This is a genomic window from Haloflavibacter putidus (assembly GCF_006546625.1).
In the GTDB taxonomy this organism is placed as follows: domain Bacteria; phylum Bacteroidota; class Bacteroidia; order Flavobacteriales; family Flavobacteriaceae; genus Mesonia; species Mesonia putida.
Map to the genome: position 1 here is coordinate 405120 of NZ_VIAR01000001.1, position 21016 is coordinate 426135.

Below are 21016 nucleotides of genomic sequence, written 5' to 3' on the forward strand. Positions count from 1 at the left end.
GTATGTCTGTAAAAACACTTGCCGCCAAAATATTTGCAAAAATAATTAAAGCCCAACAAAAAAAGTGGGCTTCTAATCCGGTAATTACCCAAGAAAAAGTTTTTAAACAATTGGTAAAAACCGCGCGTAGAACTGCTTTTGGCAAAGACCATAAATTTGATAAAATACACGAGCACCAAGATTTTGTAAACAATGTGCCCGTACGCGATTACGAAGCTTTAAAACCTTATATAAACAGAGTTGTAGCGGCAGAAGAAAATGTTTTATGGCCGGGCAAGCCTTTATATTTTGCCAAAACTGCTGGTACAACCAGCGGCTCTAAATTTATTCCGTTAACCAAAGCTTCTATGCCAACGCACATAAGCGGAGCCAGAAATGCTATTTTAAATTATATTGCAGAAACCGGAAAAACAGATTTTGTAAAAGGGAAAATGATTTTTTTACAAGGCAATCCGCAATTGCAAGAAAAAAACGGTATAAAAACAGGAAGGCTGTCCGGTATTGTAGCGCATTTTGTACCACCATATTTACAAAAAAACCGTTTGCCAAGTTGGGAGACCAATTGTATAGAAGACTGGGAAGAAAAAGTACAAGCCATTATAAAAGAAACCTTACCGCAAGATATGACGGTTATTAGCGGTATACCTTCTTGGGTGCAAATGTATTTTGAAGAAATAAAGAAAAAGACCGGAAAGAAGATAAAAGAGGTTTTTCCTAACTTTAATCTATTTATCTACGGCGGTGTAAATTTTGAACCTTACCGCGAAAAGTTTGAAAGCATAATAGGCAAAAAAATTCCAAGTATAGAACTTTTTCCGGCTTCCGAAGGCTTTTTTGCATTTCAGGACAAACAAGATCAAAAAGGCATGTTGTTGCGTTTAAATGCCGGGATTTTTTATGAGTTTATAAAAGCCGATGAATTTTATGACAAAAATCCCAAACGCTATACAATTGGCGAGGTAGAAACCAATGTAAATTATGTAATGATAATTTCTACCAATGCCGGCCTTTGGGCTTACAACCTTGGCGATACCGTGCAATTTACCAGCACAAAACCTTACCGGGTAATAGTTTCTGGGCGTATTAAACATTTTACCTCTGCTTTTGGAGAGCACGTTATTGCTAAAGAAGTAGAATTTGCCATGCAAGAAGCTTCCGCGGAATTAAAAGTAAAAATCAACGAGTTTAGCGTGGCACCACAAACCAATCCGGAAAAGGGTTTGCCCTACCACGAATGGTTTATAGAATTTGATACAGAACCCAATAATATAGATATATTTGCCCGGAAGTTAGATAAAGTTTTATGCGAACAGAATTCATATTACGCAGATTTGATTTCCGGTAAGATTTTAAAACCTTTGGTAATAACAAAAATAGAAGCCAATGGTTTTCAAAAATATATGAAATCTGTAGGAAAACTGGGCGGTCAAAATAAATTACCCCGCTTATCTAACGACAGAAAAATAGCCAACCAATTAAAAAATTGGAAAGTATAACAATTTTATAGTTTTTATGAGTAATATAAAACAACAAGGCAGAAACAGAGCGCAAGAAAGCTCTAATGCAATAGAAAGGCTGTACATAACTATGCGGCACTTATTTAACCGCGGTTTTTACAAACCTATGGGCGTTTCGGGAGAAACCCTGCGCGAAGCTTTATTAACCTTAAGACCAGAAATATATGGTTCTGTAGGCGAAGATAAAATGGAATTAAGCGGTTTGTTGTACGTAATAGACCGTTTACCAATTGGTATAGAAGAATGCAGGTTTATCAACCTTACCAGTGATGAAGGTTACGGCAACTCGCATTTTAAACCAATTATTCCTTCAAAGAGAAGACGCAATTGTTACCGTATAGACCAAGAGCAGATGAATATTGAGGTAACCCGCGGAAGATCTGAAATTTACGATATACTTACCCATTTTACGTTTTTGTTTATAGAATCGCATAAAATTATGCGTCGGGTAATGATTAATGAAAAAGGCAACGTTACCAGAGATTGGAAAAAGTTAGAAGCGGCCGTAAATCAAAAAGAATTAAGTCAAGCAGAACGAGAAGTTGCATTAACACATACCGCGAATATTTTGGGGCGTACTTTTGATCAAGTAACCGGTATCTATCCCTTATTTAGTGTACCCGGTAATAACGATAGGTTTTTAGAAATTATTTATAATTTGGGTAGGTTAGCTATAGATGAAGTGGTAAATAACAACAAACGCATTGTTACTTTTAGTCCGGTATTGCGCGAGCGTTTAGGGCATCACCTTCACGGCGAAATTTGGGCCAACCACATAAAAGAAAAACTGGCAGAAAACGGTCTTCTTAATAGAGAAATACATATTATTAGTGCCAATATGCACAGCGTTATGAACACGCTTTTTGCACCTTTAGCCTTAAAAGAAGAATTAAAAGAAAAACCGTTAAACAGTATTTACGAAGCCTTGAGCAATTCCGCCAACGGTAATTTGCGCAACAAGCTTACAAAAGCTGCTTTAGATAACGGCATGATTTATTTAGAAGATAAAAGTGGCACCAATATAAACGTACAAATTTTTGATACAGCCAAAACAAATTATCCGGAAAACCGTTTTCAAACCAAAGTAGAAAATGCGCCGGTAATTGTGGTGATGGATTACGCTTTTGGCGAGCAAGCTTACGAAACGATTGATGAGCTTTTAAAACCTTTTGAGACAGGAAATAAGAAAATTCATCTTGATGTTGGCTCAATTTCTATAATGGGAAAAGCTGGTATTTTAGAAGGAAAAAAAGGCGACATTATGATTCCTAACGCACATTTATTTGAAGGTACGGCAGATAATTATCCGTTTGAAAACGAATTAAAGAAAGAAGATTTAGACGGCCAAGGAATAGATATCTGCAGCGGTGCTATGATTACCGTTTTAGGAACTTCTTTGCAAAACAAAGATATTTTACGGTTCTTTCATGAATCTACGTGGAATGTTATAGGTTTGGAAATGGAAGGAGCGCATTATCAAAAAGCCATTCAGGCAGCTTCTAAATTGCGTGGCAATATTAAAAAAGACGTAAAAGTACGTTACGCATATTATGCTAGTGATAATCCTTTAGAAACCGGTAGTACTTTGGCCTCGGGAGGTTTGGGTACGGCAGGTGTAAAACCTACTTATTTGATAACCGAGAAAATATTAGAACAAATTTTTTTAGAAAGAAATGGAAAATAATAAGTCCACTCAAAAACAGGAAGAAGAAATAGATCTTGGAGATTTGTTTCGGTATTTAAGAAACGGTTTCAACAATCTTGGAAATACCTTGTTGCATTTTATTAATTTTTTACTGAAAAATGCACTACTGCTAATTATTCTAATTGTTATAGGAGCAGTTATTGGTTATTTTCTAGAAAAAAATACAAAAGAAATCTATAAAACCGAAGCAGTAGTGGCTACAGGTTTTGGTAGTGCAGAATATTTATACGGCGCGGTAAACGAAGTTAATTTTAAATTTAAAAAGCAAAATCAAGCTTTTTTAGATAAGCTACAAGTAGAAAATTTTGACGGATTTTCTTTAGAAGTAAAACCAGTTGTTTCTCTGGATAACACAACCAATGAGCAGCAAAATTTTTACGACCTTATTAGGGAAAGTGAACTGCTGGACCAAGAAAGCCAAAGAAAGGTAATTGCTACCAGTTTTGAAAAGCATAATCTAATTTTATACCATCCTACAGATGCGGCTTCTCAAAAAATATTAAAACATATTATAGAATATTTACGGGATAACGAGTACTATCAAGCTTTCCATAAAGATTATTTAGCCAATATTGAAAGCCGTATTACAGAGAATAAATTAATGATTCGTAGAATAGACAGTTTGGTTGGTGGCTATACCAAAAGCTTAAAAGAGACACCCGGAGCATACCAACAACTTCAATATTATAACGCTGACAATTCTTTAGATCTTGGAGAGGTTTTGGCCAATAGATTAACCCTACAGCGAGAAAACAGAAATTTGATACAAGACCGCTCTATGTATTCAAACTTTTTGAATATCATAAAAATAGGCTCTCCTAAAGAGTTAGAGAACAAAGGTATTTCTAGTAACTACATTGTAATTATTCCATTTGTATTAATACTGTTGTTCTTTGTTTTTATCTTATTACAAATAGTTTTCCGTAAAGCACGAGCATTAAAAAATTAATTTTATGAAAACAATTTTAGTTACCGGTGGGGCCGGATTTATAGGTTCTAATTATATAAATTATCTTTTGCAAACCAATAAACCGGTGCAAATTGTAAATTTAGACAAACTTACCTATGCCGGCGATAAAAACAATATAGAGAATCCTAAGCATCCCAATTATACCTTTGTAGAAGGAGATATTTGCGATATAGAACTGTTAAAAGAGCTTTTTGATAAATACCAATTTCAGGAAGTGGTACATTTTGCGGCAGAGTCGCACGTAGATAATTCTATCTTAGATCCCTCTGCTTTTATAAAAACCAATATAGACGGAACTTTTAATTTATTGCAAACCGCTTATAAATTATGGATGGAAGAACCTTTTCGGTTTACCAAAAGTTTTGAAAATGCACGTTTTTTACACGTTTCTACAGATGAGGTTTACGGTACGCTAGGAAAAAATGGTTTGTTTACAGAAAAAACACCTTACGCTCCCAACAGTCCGTACAGTGCTTCTAAAGCAGCTTCAGATATGTTGGTGCGCAGTTATTTTCATACCTATGGTTTGCCGGTTGTTACTACCAATTGTTCTAATAATTACGGCCCGCACCAACATGACGAAAAGTTGATACCGGTTATAATTAGAAAAGCTTTAAATGAAGAAGAAATTCCCATTTATGGCGATGGTAAAAACATTAGAGATTGGCTTTACGTAACAGATCATTGTAAAGGTATTTATAGAGTTTTGGAAAAAGGAAAACTTGGTGAAACCTATAATATTGGCGGCAAGAACGAAAGAGAAAATCTTTACATTGCCACTACAATTTGTGAAATTTTAGACGAGATAAATCCGCGAAAAAACAAGCAATCCCACAAAGACTTGATTAGTTTTGTAAAAGACCGTCCGGGACACGATTTTAGATATGCCATAGACGCTTCTAAGTTAGAAAAGGAGTTAGGTTGGAAAGCAGATGAAACGTTTGAAACCGGCATACGAAAAACCGTGGCTTGGTATTTAAATAAATATAAATAATATGAAAGGAATTATTTTAGCAGGAGGTTCAGGAACCCGTTTACACCCGTTAACCCTATCGGTTAGCAAACAGTTAATGCCGGTTTACGACAAACCCATGATTTATTATCCTTTATCTACTTTAATGTCTGCCGGAATTAGAGAAATTCTTATCATTTCTACCCCAAAAGACTTACCGCTATTTAAAGAATTGCTAGGCGATGGTAAAAACCTGGGCTGTGATTTTCAATATGCGGTACAAGAAGATCCTAATGGCTTGGCCGAAGCTTTTATAATTGGCGAAGATTTTATAGGAGACGAAAAAGTAGCGCTTATTTTAGGCGATAATATTTTTTACGGTACTGGTTTAAATAAACTGTTACAAAGCAATATAAATCCGGACGGTGGTATTATTTATGCTTATCACGTACAAGACCCAAAACGTTATGGCGTGGTAGAATTTGATAAAGACGGAACTGCTATTTCTATAGAAGAAAAGCCAAAAGAGCCAAAATCTAATTATGCCGTGCCCGGAATTTATTTTTACGATAACGATGTAGTAGAAATTGCAAAAAATATCAAACCCAGTGACCGCGGCGAGTTAGAAATTACAGATATCAACAATGCCTATCTTAAAAAAGGAAAATTAAACGTAAGTATTTTAGATAAAGGCACCGCTTGGTTAGACACCGGTACGTTTAAATCGCTTATGCAGGCTTCTAATTTTGTGCAGGTAATAGAAGAACGCCAAGGCTTAAAAGTTGGCGCCATAGAAGAAGTAGCTTTTGAAATGGGTTATATAAACGCCCAAGAATTAAATGCCTTGTTAAAACCATTAACCAAAAGTGGTTATGCCAAAAACATCCGCTAATTTATGCAGATAGAAAAAACGCCCTTACAAGATTGCCTGTTAATTACCCCTCGTGTTTTTACCGATAACAGAGGTAGTTTTTTTGAAGTTTATAACCATCAAAAATTTAAGGAAGCCACCGGTATTACTAAAGATTTTGTACAAGATAACCAATCTTCTTCGCAATATGGCAGCTTACGCGGATTGCATTTGCAGGTGGGAGATTATGCACAAGCAAAACTAGTTAGGGTAGTAAAAGGAAAAGTGTATGATGTGGCGGTAGATTTACGGAAGAATTCGCCGAGTTTTAAAAAAGTTCACGGAGCAATACTTTCAGAAGAAAACCATAAACAACTATTTGTGCCGCGCGGTTTCGCCCATGGTTTTGTTAGCCTTTCTAAAGAGGTTATTTTCTCGTATAAATGTGATAATTACTATAATAAAGCTTCTGAAAGAGGTATAATTTATAACGATCAAGATTTAGATATAGACTGGAAAATTCCTGAAAAAGATATTATCCTTTCGGAAAAAGATGCTGAATTACCCACTTTAAAACAATTTTTACAATGAAAAGCGTTTTAATAACCGGCGCAGGCGGCCAACTAGGTATGTGTTTGCAAAAAATAGCTAAAAACCATAAACAGTTAAAGCTCATTTTTAAAACCGAAGCAGATTTAGACATTACTTCCAAAAGCGCGGTAGAAGAAACTTTTGCCCACTATCAACCCGATTATTGCATTAATTGCGCTGCTTACACCAATGTAGAAGAAGCCGAAAATGCAAAAGAAAAGGCCTTTAAAATAAACGAAAAAGCAGTAGAAAATATAGCCAACGCGTGTATACAGCAAAAAAGTGTTTTAATACATATTTCTACAGATTATGTGTTTAATGGCGACAGCGACAAGCCGTATAAAGAAACAGATCTTCCTAACCCAATAAATATTTATGGCGCTTCTAAACTTGCGGGAGAAAAAGTGGTACAGGAAAAATTAGAGCGCTATTTTATTTTTAGGACAGCTTGGTTATACTCAGAATTCGGGCATAATTTCTTTAATACCATGCTCAAAAAAGCAGAAGAAAAAGACGTTGTTTTAAAAATTACCACAGCGCAAAAAGGCACGCCCACCAATGCAAACGATTTGGCTTCGGCAATTTTAGAAACCATAGATTCCGGTTCAAAAAAATATGGTTTATACCATTTTAGCAACGCAGGCGAAGCTACTTGGTATAGTTTTGCAAAAGAAATTTTTAGCAATGCAAAAAAATTAGATAAGGTAAATTTAATTGCATCAAATGCGTATAAAACCAAAGCAAAAAGACCGGTAAATAGTGTGCTTTCTAAAGAAAAAATCAAAAAAAATCTAAATATTGCTATAATAGACTGGCAGGAAAGTTTAAAAAGTTTACAACAAAACTAGTTTTAAAAACTCCCCTAAAACCGCCAAATGAATAGAAAAATATCCCAAAAACGGCATATTGCAAAAACCATCACCTGGCGTGTGGTTGGTACTATAGATACCATTTTGATAACTTGGTTGGTTTCGGGAGATATTATGATAGGTTTGGGAGTAGGTTCTTCCGAAACTATTTCAAAAATTATTTTATATTATTTGCACGAACGGCTTTGGGTTCGGGTAAACCTTAAAAAACTACTTGGCTCGCAAGAAAGCAAAGTCCGGCACATTACCAAAACCATTACCTGGCGTATAATTGGTACCACAGATACTATAATTTTGGCATGGGTAATTTCGGGCAATCCGTACACAGGATTAAAAGTTGGTTTTATAGAAGTAATTTCTAAAATGCTGTTATATTACCTGCACGAAAGAGCTTGGTATAAAATAGATTACGGATTAAAATACGAACGTTCTTCGGAAGAAGAAGAAGCAGAAAAGCAACATGAGCACTAATATTGTAAAGCAAGATTATAACGTTAACGTTAAACAAAGGCGGGAGCAAAACAAGCATAATTCCAAATTAATTTGGTTTACGGGTTTGTCCGGTTCCGGCAAATCTACTTTGGCAAATCAGGTAGAAGTTTATTTGCACAAGCAAGGCAAAAAAACCTATGTTTTAGATGGCGATAACATTAGAGGTGGTCTAAACAAAGATTTAGATTTTACGCCAGAAGGCAGAGAAGAAAATTTAAGACGCATTGCAGAAACCGCAAAGTTGTTTATCGATGCCGGAGTTATTACCTTAGCAGCTTTTATAAGTCCGATGCAAAAAGACAGGGACAAAATTAGAGAAATAGTTGGCAAAGAGAATTTTATAGAAGTGTTTGTAAACGCCAGTGTAGAAGCTTGCGAAAAGCGCGATGTAAAAGGTTTGTACAAAAAAGCCCGCGCCGGAAAAATACCAAATTTTACCGGTATTAGCGCGCCGTACGAAAAACCCGAAAACCCAACAATACAAATAAATTCGGATTTTGAAAGTATAGAAGATTCGATAAAAAGAATTATTAAAGTCATTAACCCGGAATTAGAATTACCCAATCATGAGTAAATATTATTTAAATTATTTAGATGAATTAGAGTCGGAAGCTATATATATTCTTCGCGAAGTATATGCGCAATTTCAAAATCCGGTAATACTTTTTTCCGGAGGAAAAGATTCTATTTTGGTAACCCATTTGGCCAAAAAAGCATTTTATCCCAGCAAAATACCTTTTGCATTAATGCACGTAGATACCGGGCACAACTTTCCGGAAACCATTGCTTTTCGTGATAAATTGATAAAAGATTTAGATGCGCGTTTAATCGTAGGTTCGGTTCAAGAATCTATAGATAAAGGTCGCGTGGCCGAAGAAAAAGGAAAAAATGCTACGCGTAACAAATTACAAATCACAACGCTTTTAGATGCTATTGAAGACAACAAAGTAGACTGCGCTATTGGTGGCGGTCGGCGTGATGAAGAAAAAGCTCGGGCAAAAGAACGTTTCTTTTCGCACCGGGATGATTTTGGACAATGGGACCCAAAAAATCAGCGACCGGAATTATGGAATATCCTTAACGGAAAATATTTTGAAGGCGAGCATTTTAGAGCTTTCCCAATAAGCAACTGGACAGAAATGGACGTGTGGAATTACATTCAGCGCGAGAACATTCAAATTCCGTCGCTTTATTTCGCCCACGAGCGTGAAGTAGTAAAACGTCAAGGTTCTTGGATACCAAATTCAGAATATTTAAAATTGGACGAAAATGAAGAAATCGTAACCAAAAAAATACGTTTTAGAACTTTGGGAGATATTACCATTACCGGCGGAATAGAAAGCGAAGCAGACACGGTAGAAAAGATAGCAAAAGAGGTAGCCGCAATGCGCGAAACAGAACGCGGCAACCGCTCAGACGACAAACGCTCTGAAACCGCTATGGAAGATAGAAAGAAAGAGGGGTATTTTTAGGTAGCGTTTTGCGCTGCTTTAAGCCTTAAGCAGCAGGCTGTAAGCAAAGAACCTAATGCATAATTAAAAAATAAAGCTTAAAGCCTAGAGCTGGACTATAGAAAATGAGAGATTTTAATAAGTATGAAGTTTGGAAATTGTCTCATCAACTAACAATAAAGATATATGAGTTAACGGCAAATTTTCCCGATAGCGAAAAATATCAAATGGTATCGCAAATGCGCAGAGCAGCATATTCTATTCCTGCTAATTTTTGTGAAGGTTGCGGAAGAAATTCCGATAAAGATTTTAATCGGTTTGTTCAAATAAGTTTAGGGTCTGCTCACGAATTAGAATATTTTATTCTTTTAAGTAGAGATTTAAAACTTTTTGATGATAAAATTTACAACTTGCTCACAGAAAAAGTGAACCATATAAAAGGAAAGTTATATAATTTGAGTAAAAAACTTATAGCATAACTAAAAATTCGAAAAAAAATTAAGCTTAAAGCCTACGGCATAAAGCTTATAGCTAAAAAAAATATCATGCATATAGATAAAAATCAATTATTACGTTTTACCACGGCAGGAAGTGTAGATGATGGCAAAAGTACCTTGATTGGGCGTTTGCTTTTTGACTCGAAGTCTATTTTTGAAGACCAGATGAAAGCCGTAGAAAATTCTAGTAAGAAAAAAGGACACGAAGGTGTAGATCTGGCCATGTTTACAGATGGTTTACGCGATGAGCGTGAGCAAGGTATTACCATAGATGTTGCTTACCGTTATTTTACCACGCCAAAACGTAAATTTATTATTGCAGATACACCGGGGCACATTCAATATACCAGAAATATGGTTACCGGCGCATCTACGGCAAATGCAGCCATTATTTTGATAGATGCCCGCCACGGAGTTATCGAGCAAACCAAAAGACACGCTTTTATCGCTTCGTTATTGCAAATTCCGCATATAATTGTGTGTATCAATAAAATGGATTTGGTAGAACATTCCGAAGAAACCTATAACAAAATTGTTAGTCAGTTTGAAGAGTTTTCTTCTAAGCTAATCATAAAAGACATTCGGTATATACCTATTAGCGCTTTGTATGGTGACAATGTGGTAAACCGCTCACAAAATATGGACTGGTATCAGGGTTCGCCTTTATTGCACGAGTTAGAAACCATACATATTGGTAGCGATATTAATAAAATAGACGCGCGTCTCTCCGTGCAAACAGTATTACGCCCACAGCGCGAAGGCTTTATAGATTACAGAGGTTATGCCGGTAGGGTTTCTAGCGGTATTTTTAGACCGGGAGATGCAATTACTGTTTTGCCATCTGGTTTTACTTCCAAAATAAAAAGTATTAACCTGTACGAAAAAGAGATAGAAGAAGCTTTTGCGCCAATGTCTGTAGCCGTATCCTTAGAAGACGATATAGATATTAGCCGGGGAGATATGATAGTTAAAACCAACAACCAACCGCAAACCTCGCAAGATATAGATGCTATGATTTGTTGGTTAAATACAGACGATGCCAAACCGAGAACAAAATATACAATTATGCATACGTCTAACGAGCAAAAAGCTTTAATAAAAGAGGTATTGTATAAAATAGACATTAATACCTACGATAGGATTACAGACGATAAAGATTTTAAAATGAATGATATTGGCCGGGTAAAAATAAGAACCACCCAGCCCTTGATGGCAGACGAATATAGAGACAATCGCGATACCGGAAGTTTTGTTTTAATAGATGACAATACCAACGAAACCGTTGCTGCGGGAATGATTATCTAAAATAAATGCTAAAGCTACCAGTCGGCTAAAAAAATGCATTATCTTTTTGGCTTAAAAAAACTTGTTATGAATGTAAAAGAATATATTCCCTTAATCATAGACGCGGCTAGAGATGCCGGCATTAAAATTTTAGAAGTCTACAATTCTGACGATTTTGGGGTAGAAATCAAGAAAGATGACAGTCCGCTTACTATTGCAGACAAAAAAGCAAACGATGCAATTGTCGAAAAGTTGAAGCAAACAGATTTTCCTATCCTTTCGGAGGAAGGAGCAAAAATTCCGTACAGCGAGCGTAAAGATTGGGAATATTTCTGGATGGTAGATCCGTTAGACGGCACCAAAGAATTTGTAAAACAAAACGGTGAGTTTACCGTAAATATTGCTTTAATACATAAAAACGCACCAATTTTGGGCGTGGTTTACGCTCCGGTTTTAGATAAACTTTACTTTGGCGGAAAAGAAATAGGCGCATTTATGGACGAAAATATGGATCCGCAGCACAAATTAGAACTCATTAAAAACGAAACCGGTAATATACGTATTGTAGCTTCGCGTTCGCATTTAAACGATGAAACCAAAAAATACATAGAGCAATTTGACAACGCCGAAACCGTTTCTATGGGTAGTAGTTTAAAATTTATGCTTATTGCAGATAGCGAAGCAGATATCTATCCGCGTTTTGCTCCAACAATGGAGTGGGATACGGCGGCAGCACACGCTATTTTAAAAGGTTTAAATCTGGAAGTTATCAATATGGAAGACGAGAAACCTTTGCGTTACAACAAAGAGAATTTACTCAATCCAAATTTTTTGGTGAAACGATGAAATGAAAAAACGGCTTCAAAAACTTTTACAAGATAATGACCAAAAAGAAATCCTTACCAAAGGATTTTCTTTTTTGGGCTTTAGACTGGGCGGTACGTTAATAGGTTATCTCTTTACACTTTTTATCACAAAAAAATTTGGCGCAGACATTTATGGAATTATCGCGCTGGGTTTTTCTATGTTTTTAATTCTAAGTGTAATAGGAAGGCTTGGTCTGGATATTAATCTGGTGCGGTTTTTTTCAGATGAGCGTAACGACTCCGAAACCGGTATTTTTTACAAATCGGTTTTAAAATCTTTTTTTGTAAGCACTATTTTGGCCGGTCTGCTTTATCTTTTTAGAGAGCCAATTGTTATGCAGGTGTTTCGGGAGCCAAAACCGGAATTATTACCTTATTTACCGTGGATTTTAGCTGCAATCCCCTTTTGGTCGCTAACTTTGGTAAGCTCCAGCTATTTTAGGGCAAAAAAACAAAACCACATTTTTGCTTTTTTCGATAATCCTAGTCGGTTTTTGTTTGGTTTACTGTTATTGGTTATTTTTTACACCTTCAGTAAAAATCCAATTATTATCGTGCAAGCGCATTTTTATGCCATTTTAATAACCAGTTTACTAAGTTTGGGGATGGTAATTGCCAAGATTAATACCCTTAGTTTTAAGACTAAAAACAATTCCTGGTATTTTTTAAAAGACTCGCTTCCCATGATGCTTTCGTCGTCTATTCTGGTTTTATTGGGCTGGATGGACACCTTTGTAATGGGTATTTATGAAGAAAGTAACGATGTAGGTATTTACAATATAAGTTTAAAAGTGGCGACGCTTACCACCTTTACGCTACAGGCCATCAACTCTATTTTGGCGCCAAAAATTGCAAAAAGTTATGCCGCAAACGAAGAAGACGTGTATAAAAAACTAATACAGTTTTCTACCAAACTCAATTTCCTGATTACGGTTGCAGTTTTGGCGGTTATTTTGGTTTTTCACGATTTTCTACTGGGTATTTTTGGCGAAGAATTTAAAGCCGGTTATATAATTCTGTTTATATTTTGCGCCGGCCAGTTGGTCAACTCGCTCTCCGGCTCTGTTGGCGTTATTATGCAAATGATTGGCAAACAAAAGGTTTATCAAAACTTTGTACTTGCCGCGCTGTTTATCAACCTTTTGCTTACTTTTGTGCTTACGCCATTATATGGCGGTATTGGTGCCGCAATCGCAACAGTATGCAGTATGGTTTTTTGGAATGTGGGTTGTGCACTTTACCTAAAAATAAAATTGAACATTACCTCTTTTTATAATCCTTTTTTGGGAAGGTAAAATCGTTTTTAAATGGATTGGTTAGAAAAAATAAAAAATAGTATTCCGGCGGGAGCGATTTCTTTTTTGGTTAAATCAAATCTAAGTTGGCGGTTTTTAACCAAAAGAAGGAAAATAAATACCATTCATGATTTTAAAGAACCATTTTTTATAATTGGTTTTGGTCGTTCTGGAAATACTTTATTGCGTTCTATGTTGGTGGCAGGTGATGAGGTGGTTATTCCACCAGAATCTTATGTCCTACCGCGTCTAATTAAACTATACAAAACCTATGATTTTTTACCGTGGAATGAATTATCATCTTTATTAATTGGTGAATTTGAAGCCTATAAAGAATTTTACACCTGGGAAACTGACTTATCTTCTTTAAAGAAAGAAATTAGAACACTGCCTAAAGAAAAACAAACGCTGTCTAATTTAATTAACGAAATATACGCAACATATAGTTTGCAGAAATATGGAAAAATTATGTATTGGGGCGATAAAACTCCAGTAAATACACGCTTCATAGATAAGGTTTATGAAATTTATCCTAAAGCGAAATATATTTATATGAAGCGTGACCCAAAAGATGCTATAGCTTCTGCAGTAAAAAATCAGATTTTTCCAGATATCCAAACAGCAGCAAAAATTTTTTTAATTTATTATCGTAAGACTGCTTGGCTTAAAAAGAAATTACCAGAAGATCAATTTCTTGAAGTAGAATATGAGTCTTTAGTGTCTAATACAGAAGAGGTTTTACAAAATGTATCCAAGTTTTTAGACATTAATTATAAATCCACAATGTTAAATTTTTGGAAGAACGCAGATAATTTGGGAGATACGAAAGTGCATACTCATCACAAAAATATAAGTAAACCTATAAATGCTAATAGTATTGGTAAATGGCGAAAGACATTAAGTGCAAAAGAAGCCAAAGAAATAGACGCTATTTTGGCACATATACGTGAATAATTGTATTTTGAAGCCGTTACATAGAAGAAAAATTTAACTTTGTTTAATACATTCTAAATTATTTAAGATGGCTGGCATTTATGGAGTGCTATTAAAAAATAATCACCAAAAAGATATTTGTAATAACTTCTATAACAGTAAATTTAAAAATACGGTTCAAGAAGAAATTACTTATAAAGATTTCCGTTTTGGCAGGTCTGTTTTAAATAAATTTCAACAAGATAGGTTCTTTTATGAAAATGAAAATTATCTTATTTGCTTTGAAGGGATTAATTATTCTTCAACAAAAACTCCCAAAGAAATAATAGCAGCTTATGAAGAAAGGGGAGATTTTTTTATAGAAAAAGTCAAAGGTAATTTCTCATGTTTTCTTTACGACAAACGACAGCAGAGCTTAAAAGTTTATACAGATCCCTTGGCATCAAAGAGTATTTATTATTTTTATGATAAAAAACACGGTTTTGCTTTTGCTTCCGAAATGCATGTGCTTTCAAAATTACTTAGGGAACATAAAATCCCTATAACCTATGATTACGATGGAATTTACTCCTTAGCATTATATGGGCAGATGTTTAAGGAATATACTTTGGTGAGAGAAATAAAACGATTGTCTTATGGCAGCGTATTAAATTATTTTATAGATGATAAGATTTTAGAAAAACATCAATATTATAAGTTTAAGAAAAAGCAAGTTTCTTTATCTAAGAAAGAGATAATCAATCAAATTGATGATTTAATGCTGAGTGCTGTAAAGCGAGAGTGGGATAAAGATGAAGAATATGCTTACACAAATAAGATAGCCTTAATTAGTGGTGGTATGGATTCTCGCGTAAATGCTTTATTGGCAGACAAGCTTAACTACCAATCTATAACAGGTTACACCTTTGGGAATCCAAATTCTAGTGATGTGAAAATTGCTTCAGATATTTCCAAAAATCATTTTCAAATTCATTTACAGACTCATTTGTATAATGGAAAGTTTTTTACCCAAAATATTTTAGAAAATTATATTAAATCTAATGATGGTTTGGTTCACTTTACACCAAGTTCTATCATATATAATGTTTATAAAAACATAAATTTTAGCGGTTACGGTCAGATTCATTCAGGACAAATAGGAGATGCTTTGTTTGGTTCTTTGCTTAAACCTAATTTTAGCTTTAAACAAAATAAAGATAAGATAGGTTTAACAGGATTTATAAAACATCTTGATATGATAAAGAAAATCAAAGCAATAGATGATATTTTGGAAGAATTTGAACTATCAGATTATGAATTGTTTGCCTATCAAGAAAGGGTTGTAAATGGAGCTCTAACTGGAGATAAACAAATTAATAATTTTATAGATCATAGCTCTCCTTTTTTTGATACAGCTTTAATTAATTTTATGCTCTCAGTACCCAATAAATTTAAAATTAATCAACAAATTTACTTCGATTGGTTAAAAGATAAACACCCGGAAATTTTAAATTATAAATGGGAAAAAATTGGATTGAAACCCAACACTAATTTTAAAATTAATTATGGGCGCTATATAAAAAAATACGTAAATGGAGGCAAAAAATACTTTGGTTTAAAGTATGATAGCATGAACCCTATTGCTAACTGGCTTCAAAATGATAAATACATTTTACAGGAATTTGATAAATTATTCAAAGAAAATCTACCATTAATTAACAACGCTGAATTAAAACAAGATTTAGAAAAAATATATAGTGAAGATATTTTTGAATACCGAAATAGATTTGCGGTATTAACCGTAGTTTTAGCTATAAAACTTCATTTTGAAAGTTAAGGTGAAATTACTAAAATTAAAATATAAAAGTTCTTATTTCTTTCTATTACTAGTAAGCATCATCGCCTTATCGCTCAACTTTTTCGGCGAAATTTTGAACGGGATGTTTCAGTTGGGAGTAACCGATGAGTTAGCAATATTATTGGTTTACGGAATGGGTTTTTTGGTTTTATTGCTCAAACACAAACTAAAAATTTATCAACCGGAATTTATTATTATTTTTAGTGTTCTTAGTTTTATCTACTTACTCTTCTATTACGAAAATTTTATAAGCTTCTTCTACGAATATTACAAGTTAATGGTGTTTATGTGTTTTATACCATTTTTAAATAATTTTAGAATAGAAAGCATTTCTTCACTATTACTGTCCTTGCGTCGATATTTTATTTTTGTTCTTGGGTTTAATTTTATTTTTATAATCCTTCAGATTTATACCGATAATCAAATTTTAGCAGCCATTGGTTATAGCGAATTGCGCGTAAGTGGTTGGACAAAAATTGGGCGGTTTACCGGCTTATTTGATGTGGGTACTTTGGGAGCCACGGCCTTGATTATGCTTTTATTAAACGAAATGCCGGGAAAAAAAAATAAGGCTTATTATATTTTATTGGTTTTAGGGATATTGTCAATACTTTTTTCTAGCTCCAAAACCAGTTACATCATTTTTATTGTTTGGATATTAATACTCTACCGTCGTTATCTTTTAAAGCATTTTATAAAAATAGCTATTGCAATTGCTAGCTTTATAGCTATTGCAATATATTATACTTATGATGCTATTATTTCTAAAATAGAGCAGTACACCTATTTTTTTAAAAGCATAGAGCATCCGTTCTTAATAAACCTTGGCGTAGTAGAAATGCGTGCTATGTTTTGGGCACAAGCTATAAAGATATTTTTAAAACATCCGTTTGGTTTAGGTTTAGGTACTTTTGGCGATGCTTCTGCAAATTACAATCCAAATGCTTTTAAAATGTCGCCCAATTTATGGCCGGATAGAGTGGTGGTTTTGTCAGACTCGTCTCTTTCGCATTTATTGGCAGAGCAAGGTTTGGTTGCACTAATTTATTTATTATTGGTGGTATATCCTTTAGCAAAGGCTAAAAAGCTTAAAACCTACGCATATATGCTATTGAGTTTTTATTTTATACAAATTCCGTTTACGATGGGGTTTTCGGCGGGTACTTGGCCGTTACTTTTTGCTTTGGCATATGCTATAATTTATTACGAAAAAAAGTTTGGTGATGTTTCAAGATAAAAAATACATATACATTCTTGTATTTGCGATACTTATTCTGGCGAGCGGAATAGACTTTTTTATAGGTTTAAAAAAAGATAATTTTTTTAGGTTGAAGTTCGATTTAGATAAAACCGAGTTCTTTCAAACAGAAAAATTTCAACTCATTAATTTTGAATACAATTCTTTAAGCTTAAAAAGCGAAAAAAACACATTAGAACCAAATACTACTTACGCCTTAAATTTTGAAGCCGATGAAGAAGTATATTATTTTGCGTTTTCCGATAAGAAAGTAAACGAAGACGCTGTTGTACTTAACGGTTTGGTTTGGTACTTTAATATGCCTTTAAATACAGAAAACAAAAAAGTTAATATAACCCAAGTTTCGCTTAAAGAAAAAAAAGAAGGCAAACTTAAAGTGGCTATGCTTACAGAACAAATGGGCTGCTGTCTAATATTTGGTAAGAAGTTGCGCTATTTGTGGAACAAAAAAAATGATGAAGTAAACTTTATAGGGAATAAGAAAGACGTTTATAATTATAAATATTACGGCGCCAAAAATATAAAATCTAGCGGAATTGCGCGCCTTTCGCAAGAGGTAGCCCCGGCAGATGTTTACGTAATTTGGACGGGTAGAAATGAAATTGACACTAAAGATCTTGTAGCAAATATTAAAAATATCGTCACAAATTTAAAAATCCAAAATCCGCATGCTAAGATTATTTTAATGTATCCCGCGCCAAGTCCTGTAAAAAAAATAGACAAAAATATTGGCAGGAACGTAGAAGCACTTGAAAATAAGGACTTTGATGGCATAACAAGCATAAACGTTTATGAAAAAATAAAAGAAAAGAAAAACTGGAAATCAGAGTATTTTAAATACGATTACGCTTTATCGGAAAAAGCTTATAAATTTATCGTAAAATGTTTGGAAGATGCAATTTAATTCAGCCTTATTCAACCAGTTATCCATTTTCTTGCTGAACTTAATTTTCATCAGCTTAGCATTTCCTTCGCCGCCCATTACCACTATTGCCATAATTCTTTTTTTGCTTTTGGGTTTAAAAAATATTAAAACGCAAAAATGGAGCTTCTATTCTAAGGTTTTTATCGGTCTTAGTTCTATTTACTTTTTAAGTAGTTTGCTAAGTCATATCTTGTATGATGAGGTTTTATGGATTAACCAATTTACTAAAAACTTTTATTTTTTATTACTTCCTATAGGTTTTTTGCTCCACGCAGATAGCATCAATAAAAAGGTTAAAAAAGACACCTTAAAACTATTTGCAATAAGTGTCTTGGTATTCAGTTTTTTGGGTTTATTAAAAATAATTTATTTGCACCAGCTGCAATTGGTCAATAAAATATTTTACGAATCCTATGCGCAAGCTTTAAAAATTCATTCTACCTATTATTCGCTTTTAGTAGTTATAGCTTTTACTTATTATATTAATAGGTTTTTAAGCTATACGCGAAAGAATAAAAAAATACTTTATTTTTCTGCCACCATATATTTATTAGCTATTGCTTTTTTACTTTCTGCCAGAATTGGTCTTATAACAATTCTAATTATAAGTGTATTTAGCTTCTTTAAGCAGAGAAAAAATATTGGTAAAAAAACCTTGATTTTGTTTGGGTTAGTGTTTCTGGGAATAAGTGCTATTTTTTTTACCGGCGGTTATGCTGCAAAAAGAATTAGCAATACCGTTTTTAAAAACGAAGCAGGAAAATCAGACTCCGAAAATAGGTTGGTGCTTTGGCAAAATGTTATTTGTGCGTATAAAAAAGGACCATCCAATTTATTAGGGGGCGGCTTAGAAAAAAGTCAATCCAGATTGAACCAATGTTATAAAGAAAGTGGTTTTTTTGGTTATGAAAATAAATACAATGCACATAATCAATATTTACAAAATTTAATGGAAAATGGTGTAATAGGTTTGTTAATCATCTTTTCTATATTAGCATCTGTTCTTTACTTTAGTTTTAAACATGATTTAATATACTTACAATATATTAGTTTTATATTCATCTTATTCTTTGTTACAGAATCTGTTTTAGAACGCCAATTAGGTATTACCACCTTTCTCGCATTTGTCTCTTTGTTTATAGCTGCCAAAAATGAAAATTAAACTGCTTTCCAATATGTATCCTTCTAAACAAGACCCACTTTTTGGGATTTTTGTAAAGAAAACTGTCTTGGCTTTAGAGGAAAACGGAGCAGTTTTTACCCAAAAAATTGTAATAAAAGGGAAGCGTTCTTCTTCACTCCAAAAGTTAATTACCTATATCCAATATTATATAAAAGCTGTATTCGGGGTTTTTTACAATCGGCATGAGATGCTTTATGTGCATTTTCTCACCCATAATTTACCATTAATTTATTGGTACAGTTTGTTTCAAAATAAACCTATTATAATCAATTTGCACGGCTCAGATATTAGTACCGTACAACCAAATACAAGCTTAGATAAACTACAGGAAAAGGCTTTACAAAAAGCAAATGCTGTGGTCGTGCCATCGCTGTATTTTAAAACAGTGGTGCAAAAGCGTTACCCCAATATAGACCTTTCTTTTTATATTTACCCTTCCGGGGGAATTGACACGGCTGTATTTAAACCCGAAATCAGTAAACGAAAAGAACTAAACATTGCTTTTGTTTCCAGAATAGACAAAGGAAAAGGATGGCGTGATTTTCTATCTATCTTTACCGCCTTGCAAGAAAATGGCATACAAGCAAGGGCAATTATGGCAGGAGACGGCGCCGAGAAAGAAATTTTGTTGGCTAGCTTGAAAAAACATCCTTATAAAGAACTAATTCAATATAAAGGTTTTCAATCCAAACAAGAATTAGCCGAAATTTATCAAACTTCAGAGCTGTTTATCTTTCCTACCCAATTACTGGAAAGTTTAGGTTTGGTTGGCTTGGAGGCTATGGCCTGTAAAAATGTAATTTTTGCGCGCAATATTGGCGGCCCAACCGGATATGTTCAAAACGCTAAAAATGGCTTTTTATTTAAAACCGTAGAAGAGGCTGTGCAACAAATTAAAAATTACTTAGCTTTACCACAGGAATCCAAACAAGCCATGCAAAACAAAGCTTTAGCAACAGCCAAAGCTTATGATACCCAACAAGTAGCCGCTAATTTATATACCAATTTTAAAAAACTATGTTCCACAAGCTAAAACTCTTTTTGTATTACGCTTTTGTGCAGCATTTGCCGCATTCTAGGTTGGTAGGCTTTTCTAATACCGTTCGGGTTTGGTACGTGGCAAAAATTTTAGGCATTACAACATTCGATAAAAAAACCAAAATAGAGCATAAGGTTTATCTTTCTAATGCCAAACACACAAGAATTGGTCGCAATTGTCGTATAAACGAAAATGTTTTTATACAACAAGCCATTATAGAAGATGAGGTCCTAATTGCTCCCAATGTGGCTATTTTAAGCGTGTCGCATAAGCACGATCGTACAGATATAAGTATTGTAAACCAAGGCGATACCCAACCCAATCCGCCAAGCATAAAAAAAGGCGCGTGGTTGGGAAGAAATGTAGTGGTTTTGCCCGGGGTAAGCATAGGAGAAGGAGCAATTGTGGCTGCCGGGGCTATTGTAAATAAAGATGTGGCGGCTTTTACAATTGTTGGTGGCGTGCCGGCTAAATTTATTAAGAAAAGATAGAGATGAAAAGC

Annotated in this window: 21 protein-coding genes; all 21 read left to right on the top strand. The window is 34.2% G+C overall.

What is annotated here, in order from left to right:
• Positions 1-2 precede the first annotated feature (2 nt).
• Positions 3-1496 (top strand): GH3 family domain-containing protein, encoded by a 1494-nt coding sequence (locus FKR84_RS01820; protein WP_141420473.1) that lies wholly within the window; start codon positions 3-5, stop codon positions 1494-1496.
• 16 nt (positions 1497-1512) lie between these two features.
• Positions 1513-3201, top strand: a complete 1689-nt coding sequence (locus FKR84_RS01825; protein WP_141420474.1) for a DUF6909 family protein — start codon at positions 1513-1515, stop codon at positions 3199-3201.
• On the top strand, positions 3191-4171 hold the full coding sequence (locus FKR84_RS01830; protein WP_141420475.1) for a hypothetical protein: 981 nt from the start codon (positions 3191-3193) through the stop codon (positions 4169-4171). Before FKR84_RS01825 ends, FKR84_RS01830 begins: the two co-directional genes overlap by 11 nt.
• 4 nt (positions 4172-4175) lie before the next feature.
• Complete coding sequence (gene rfbB / locus FKR84_RS01835; protein WP_141420476.1) at positions 4176-5186, top strand: dTDP-glucose 4,6-dehydratase; 1011 nt, start codon at positions 4176-4178, stop codon at positions 5184-5186.
• A gap of 1 nt (position 5187) precedes the next feature.
• On the top strand, positions 5188-6036 hold the full coding sequence (gene rfbA / locus FKR84_RS01840; protein ID WP_141420477.1) for a glucose-1-phosphate thymidylyltransferase RfbA: 849 nt from the start codon (positions 5188-5190) through the stop codon (positions 6034-6036).
• A 3-nt stretch (positions 6037-6039) separates the two neighbouring features.
• Positions 6040-6585 carry a dTDP-4-dehydrorhamnose 3,5-epimerase gene (rfbC, locus tag FKR84_RS01845; RefSeq protein ID WP_141420478.1) on the top strand — a complete coding sequence of 182 codons (546 nt, stop codon included), beginning with the start codon at positions 6040-6042 and terminating at the stop codon, positions 6583-6585.
• Positions 6582-7433 (top strand): dTDP-4-dehydrorhamnose reductase, encoded by an 852-nt coding sequence (gene rfbD / locus FKR84_RS01850; protein ID WP_141420479.1) that lies wholly within the window; start codon positions 6582-6584, stop codon positions 7431-7433. Before rfbC ends, rfbD begins: the two co-directional genes overlap by 4 nt.
• Before the next feature lie 27 nt (positions 7434-7460).
• Positions 7461-7925, top strand: coding sequence for a DUF2061 domain-containing protein (locus FKR84_RS01855; protein ID WP_141420480.1), 465 nt, complete (start codon positions 7461-7463; stop codon positions 7923-7925).
• Positions 7915-8520: an adenylyl-sulfate kinase gene (gene cysC / locus FKR84_RS01860; RefSeq protein WP_141420481.1), complete on the top strand. Its 606-nt coding sequence runs from the start codon at positions 7915-7917 to the stop codon at positions 8518-8520. The genes FKR84_RS01855 and cysC overlap by 11 nt, the downstream gene beginning before the upstream one ends.
• Positions 8513-9418 carry a sulfate adenylyltransferase subunit CysD gene (cysD, locus tag FKR84_RS01865; protein WP_141420482.1) on the top strand — a complete coding sequence of 302 codons (906 nt, stop codon included), beginning with the start codon at positions 8513-8515 and terminating at the stop codon, positions 9416-9418. Before cysC ends, cysD begins: the two co-directional genes overlap by 8 nt.
• Before the next feature lie 104 nt (positions 9419-9522).
• Complete coding sequence (locus tag FKR84_RS01870) at positions 9523-9876, top strand: four helix bundle protein (RefSeq protein ID WP_141420483.1); 354 nt, start codon at positions 9523-9525, stop codon at positions 9874-9876.
• A 66-nt stretch (positions 9877-9942) separates the two neighbouring features.
• Entirely contained in the window at positions 9943-11199 is a 1257-nt protein-coding gene (locus FKR84_RS01875) for a sulfate adenylyltransferase subunit 1 (protein ID WP_141420484.1), read from the top strand.
• A 66-nt stretch (positions 11200-11265) separates the two neighbouring features.
• Positions 11266-12024, top strand: a complete 759-nt coding sequence (cysQ, locus tag FKR84_RS01880; protein ID WP_141420485.1) for a 3'(2'),5'-bisphosphate nucleotidase CysQ — start codon at positions 11266-11268, stop codon at positions 12022-12024.
• Between the two features lies 1 nt (position 12025).
• On the top strand, positions 12026-13339 hold the full coding sequence (locus FKR84_RS01885) for a flippase (protein ID WP_141420486.1): 1314 nt from the start codon (positions 12026-12028) through the stop codon (positions 13337-13339).
• Positions 13340-13351: 12 nt separating this feature from the next.
• Positions 13352-14293, top strand: coding sequence for a sulfotransferase family protein (locus FKR84_RS01890; RefSeq protein ID WP_141420487.1), 942 nt, complete (start codon positions 13352-13354; stop codon positions 14291-14293).
• Between the two features lie 67 nt (positions 14294-14360).
• Positions 14361-16088 (top strand): asparagine synthase-related protein, encoded by a 1728-nt coding sequence (locus tag FKR84_RS01895; RefSeq protein WP_141420488.1) that lies wholly within the window; start codon positions 14361-14363, stop codon positions 16086-16088.
• Entirely contained in the window at positions 16078-17346 is a 1269-nt protein-coding gene (locus tag FKR84_RS01900) for an O-antigen ligase family protein (RefSeq protein ID WP_141420489.1), read from the top strand. Before FKR84_RS01895 ends, FKR84_RS01900 begins: the two co-directional genes overlap by 11 nt.
• Positions 17333-18271: an SGNH/GDSL hydrolase family protein gene (locus tag FKR84_RS01905; RefSeq protein ID WP_141420490.1), complete on the top strand. Its 939-nt coding sequence runs from the start codon at positions 17333-17335 to the stop codon at positions 18269-18271. The genes FKR84_RS01900 and FKR84_RS01905 overlap by 14 nt, the downstream gene beginning before the upstream one ends.
• A complete protein-coding gene (locus FKR84_RS01910) occupies positions 18261-19454 on the top strand; it encodes an O-antigen ligase family protein (RefSeq protein WP_141420491.1) in 1194 nt (397 codons plus the stop codon). Before FKR84_RS01905 ends, FKR84_RS01910 begins: the two co-directional genes overlap by 11 nt.
• Positions 19444-20508 carry a glycosyltransferase family 4 protein gene (locus FKR84_RS01915; protein ID WP_141420492.1) on the top strand — a complete coding sequence of 355 codons (1065 nt, stop codon included), beginning with the start codon at positions 19444-19446 and terminating at the stop codon, positions 20506-20508. Before FKR84_RS01910 ends, FKR84_RS01915 begins: the two co-directional genes overlap by 11 nt.
• Positions 20493-21005, top strand: coding sequence for an acyltransferase (locus FKR84_RS01920; protein WP_141420493.1), 513 nt, complete (start codon positions 20493-20495; stop codon positions 21003-21005). Before FKR84_RS01915 ends, FKR84_RS01920 begins: the two co-directional genes overlap by 16 nt.
• Positions 21006-21016: the final 11 nt, after the last annotated feature.

Coding starts and splice junctions, on each gene's coding strand:
- FKR84_RS01820 (WP_141420473.1), top strand. CDS start 3: ATGTCTGTAAAAACACTTGCCGCCAAAATATTTGCAAAAATAATTAAA.
- FKR84_RS01825 (WP_141420474.1), top strand. CDS start 1,513: ATGAGTAATATAAAACAACAAGGCAGAAACAGAGCGCAAGAAAGCTCT.
- FKR84_RS01830 (WP_141420475.1), top strand. CDS start 3,191: ATGGAAAATAATAAGTCCACTCAAAAACAGGAAGAAGAAATAGATCTT.
- rfbB (WP_141420476.1), top strand. CDS start 4,176: ATGAAAACAATTTTAGTTACCGGTGGGGCCGGATTTATAGGTTCTAAT.
- rfbA (WP_141420477.1), top strand. CDS start 5,188: ATGAAAGGAATTATTTTAGCAGGAGGTTCAGGAACCCGTTTACACCCG.
- rfbC (WP_141420478.1), top strand. CDS start 6,040: ATGCAGATAGAAAAAACGCCCTTACAAGATTGCCTGTTAATTACCCCT.
- rfbD (WP_141420479.1), top strand. CDS start 6,582: ATGAAAAGCGTTTTAATAACCGGCGCAGGCGGCCAACTAGGTATGTGT.
- FKR84_RS01855 (WP_141420480.1), top strand. CDS start 7,461: ATGAATAGAAAAATATCCCAAAAACGGCATATTGCAAAAACCATCACC.
- cysC (WP_141420481.1), top strand. CDS start 7,915: ATGAGCACTAATATTGTAAAGCAAGATTATAACGTTAACGTTAAACAA.
- cysD (WP_141420482.1), top strand. CDS start 8,513: ATGAGTAAATATTATTTAAATTATTTAGATGAATTAGAGTCGGAAGCT.
- FKR84_RS01870 (WP_141420483.1), top strand. CDS start 9,523: ATGAGAGATTTTAATAAGTATGAAGTTTGGAAATTGTCTCATCAACTA.
- FKR84_RS01875 (WP_141420484.1), top strand. CDS start 9,943: ATGCATATAGATAAAAATCAATTATTACGTTTTACCACGGCAGGAAGT.
- cysQ (WP_141420485.1), top strand. CDS start 11,266: ATGAATGTAAAAGAATATATTCCCTTAATCATAGACGCGGCTAGAGAT.
- FKR84_RS01885 (WP_141420486.1), top strand. CDS start 12,026: ATGAAAAAACGGCTTCAAAAACTTTTACAAGATAATGACCAAAAAGAA.
- FKR84_RS01890 (WP_141420487.1), top strand. CDS start 13,352: ATGGATTGGTTAGAAAAAATAAAAAATAGTATTCCGGCGGGAGCGATT.
- FKR84_RS01895 (WP_141420488.1), top strand. CDS start 14,361: ATGGCTGGCATTTATGGAGTGCTATTAAAAAATAATCACCAAAAAGAT.
- FKR84_RS01905 (WP_141420490.1), top strand. CDS start 17,333: ATGTTTCAAGATAAAAAATACATATACATTCTTGTATTTGCGATACTT.
- FKR84_RS01910 (WP_141420491.1), top strand. CDS start 18,261: ATGCAATTTAATTCAGCCTTATTCAACCAGTTATCCATTTTCTTGCTG.
- FKR84_RS01915 (WP_141420492.1), top strand. CDS start 19,444: ATGAAAATTAAACTGCTTTCCAATATGTATCCTTCTAAACAAGACCCA.
- FKR84_RS01920 (WP_141420493.1), top strand. CDS start 20,493: ATGTTCCACAAGCTAAAACTCTTTTTGTATTACGCTTTTGTGCAGCAT.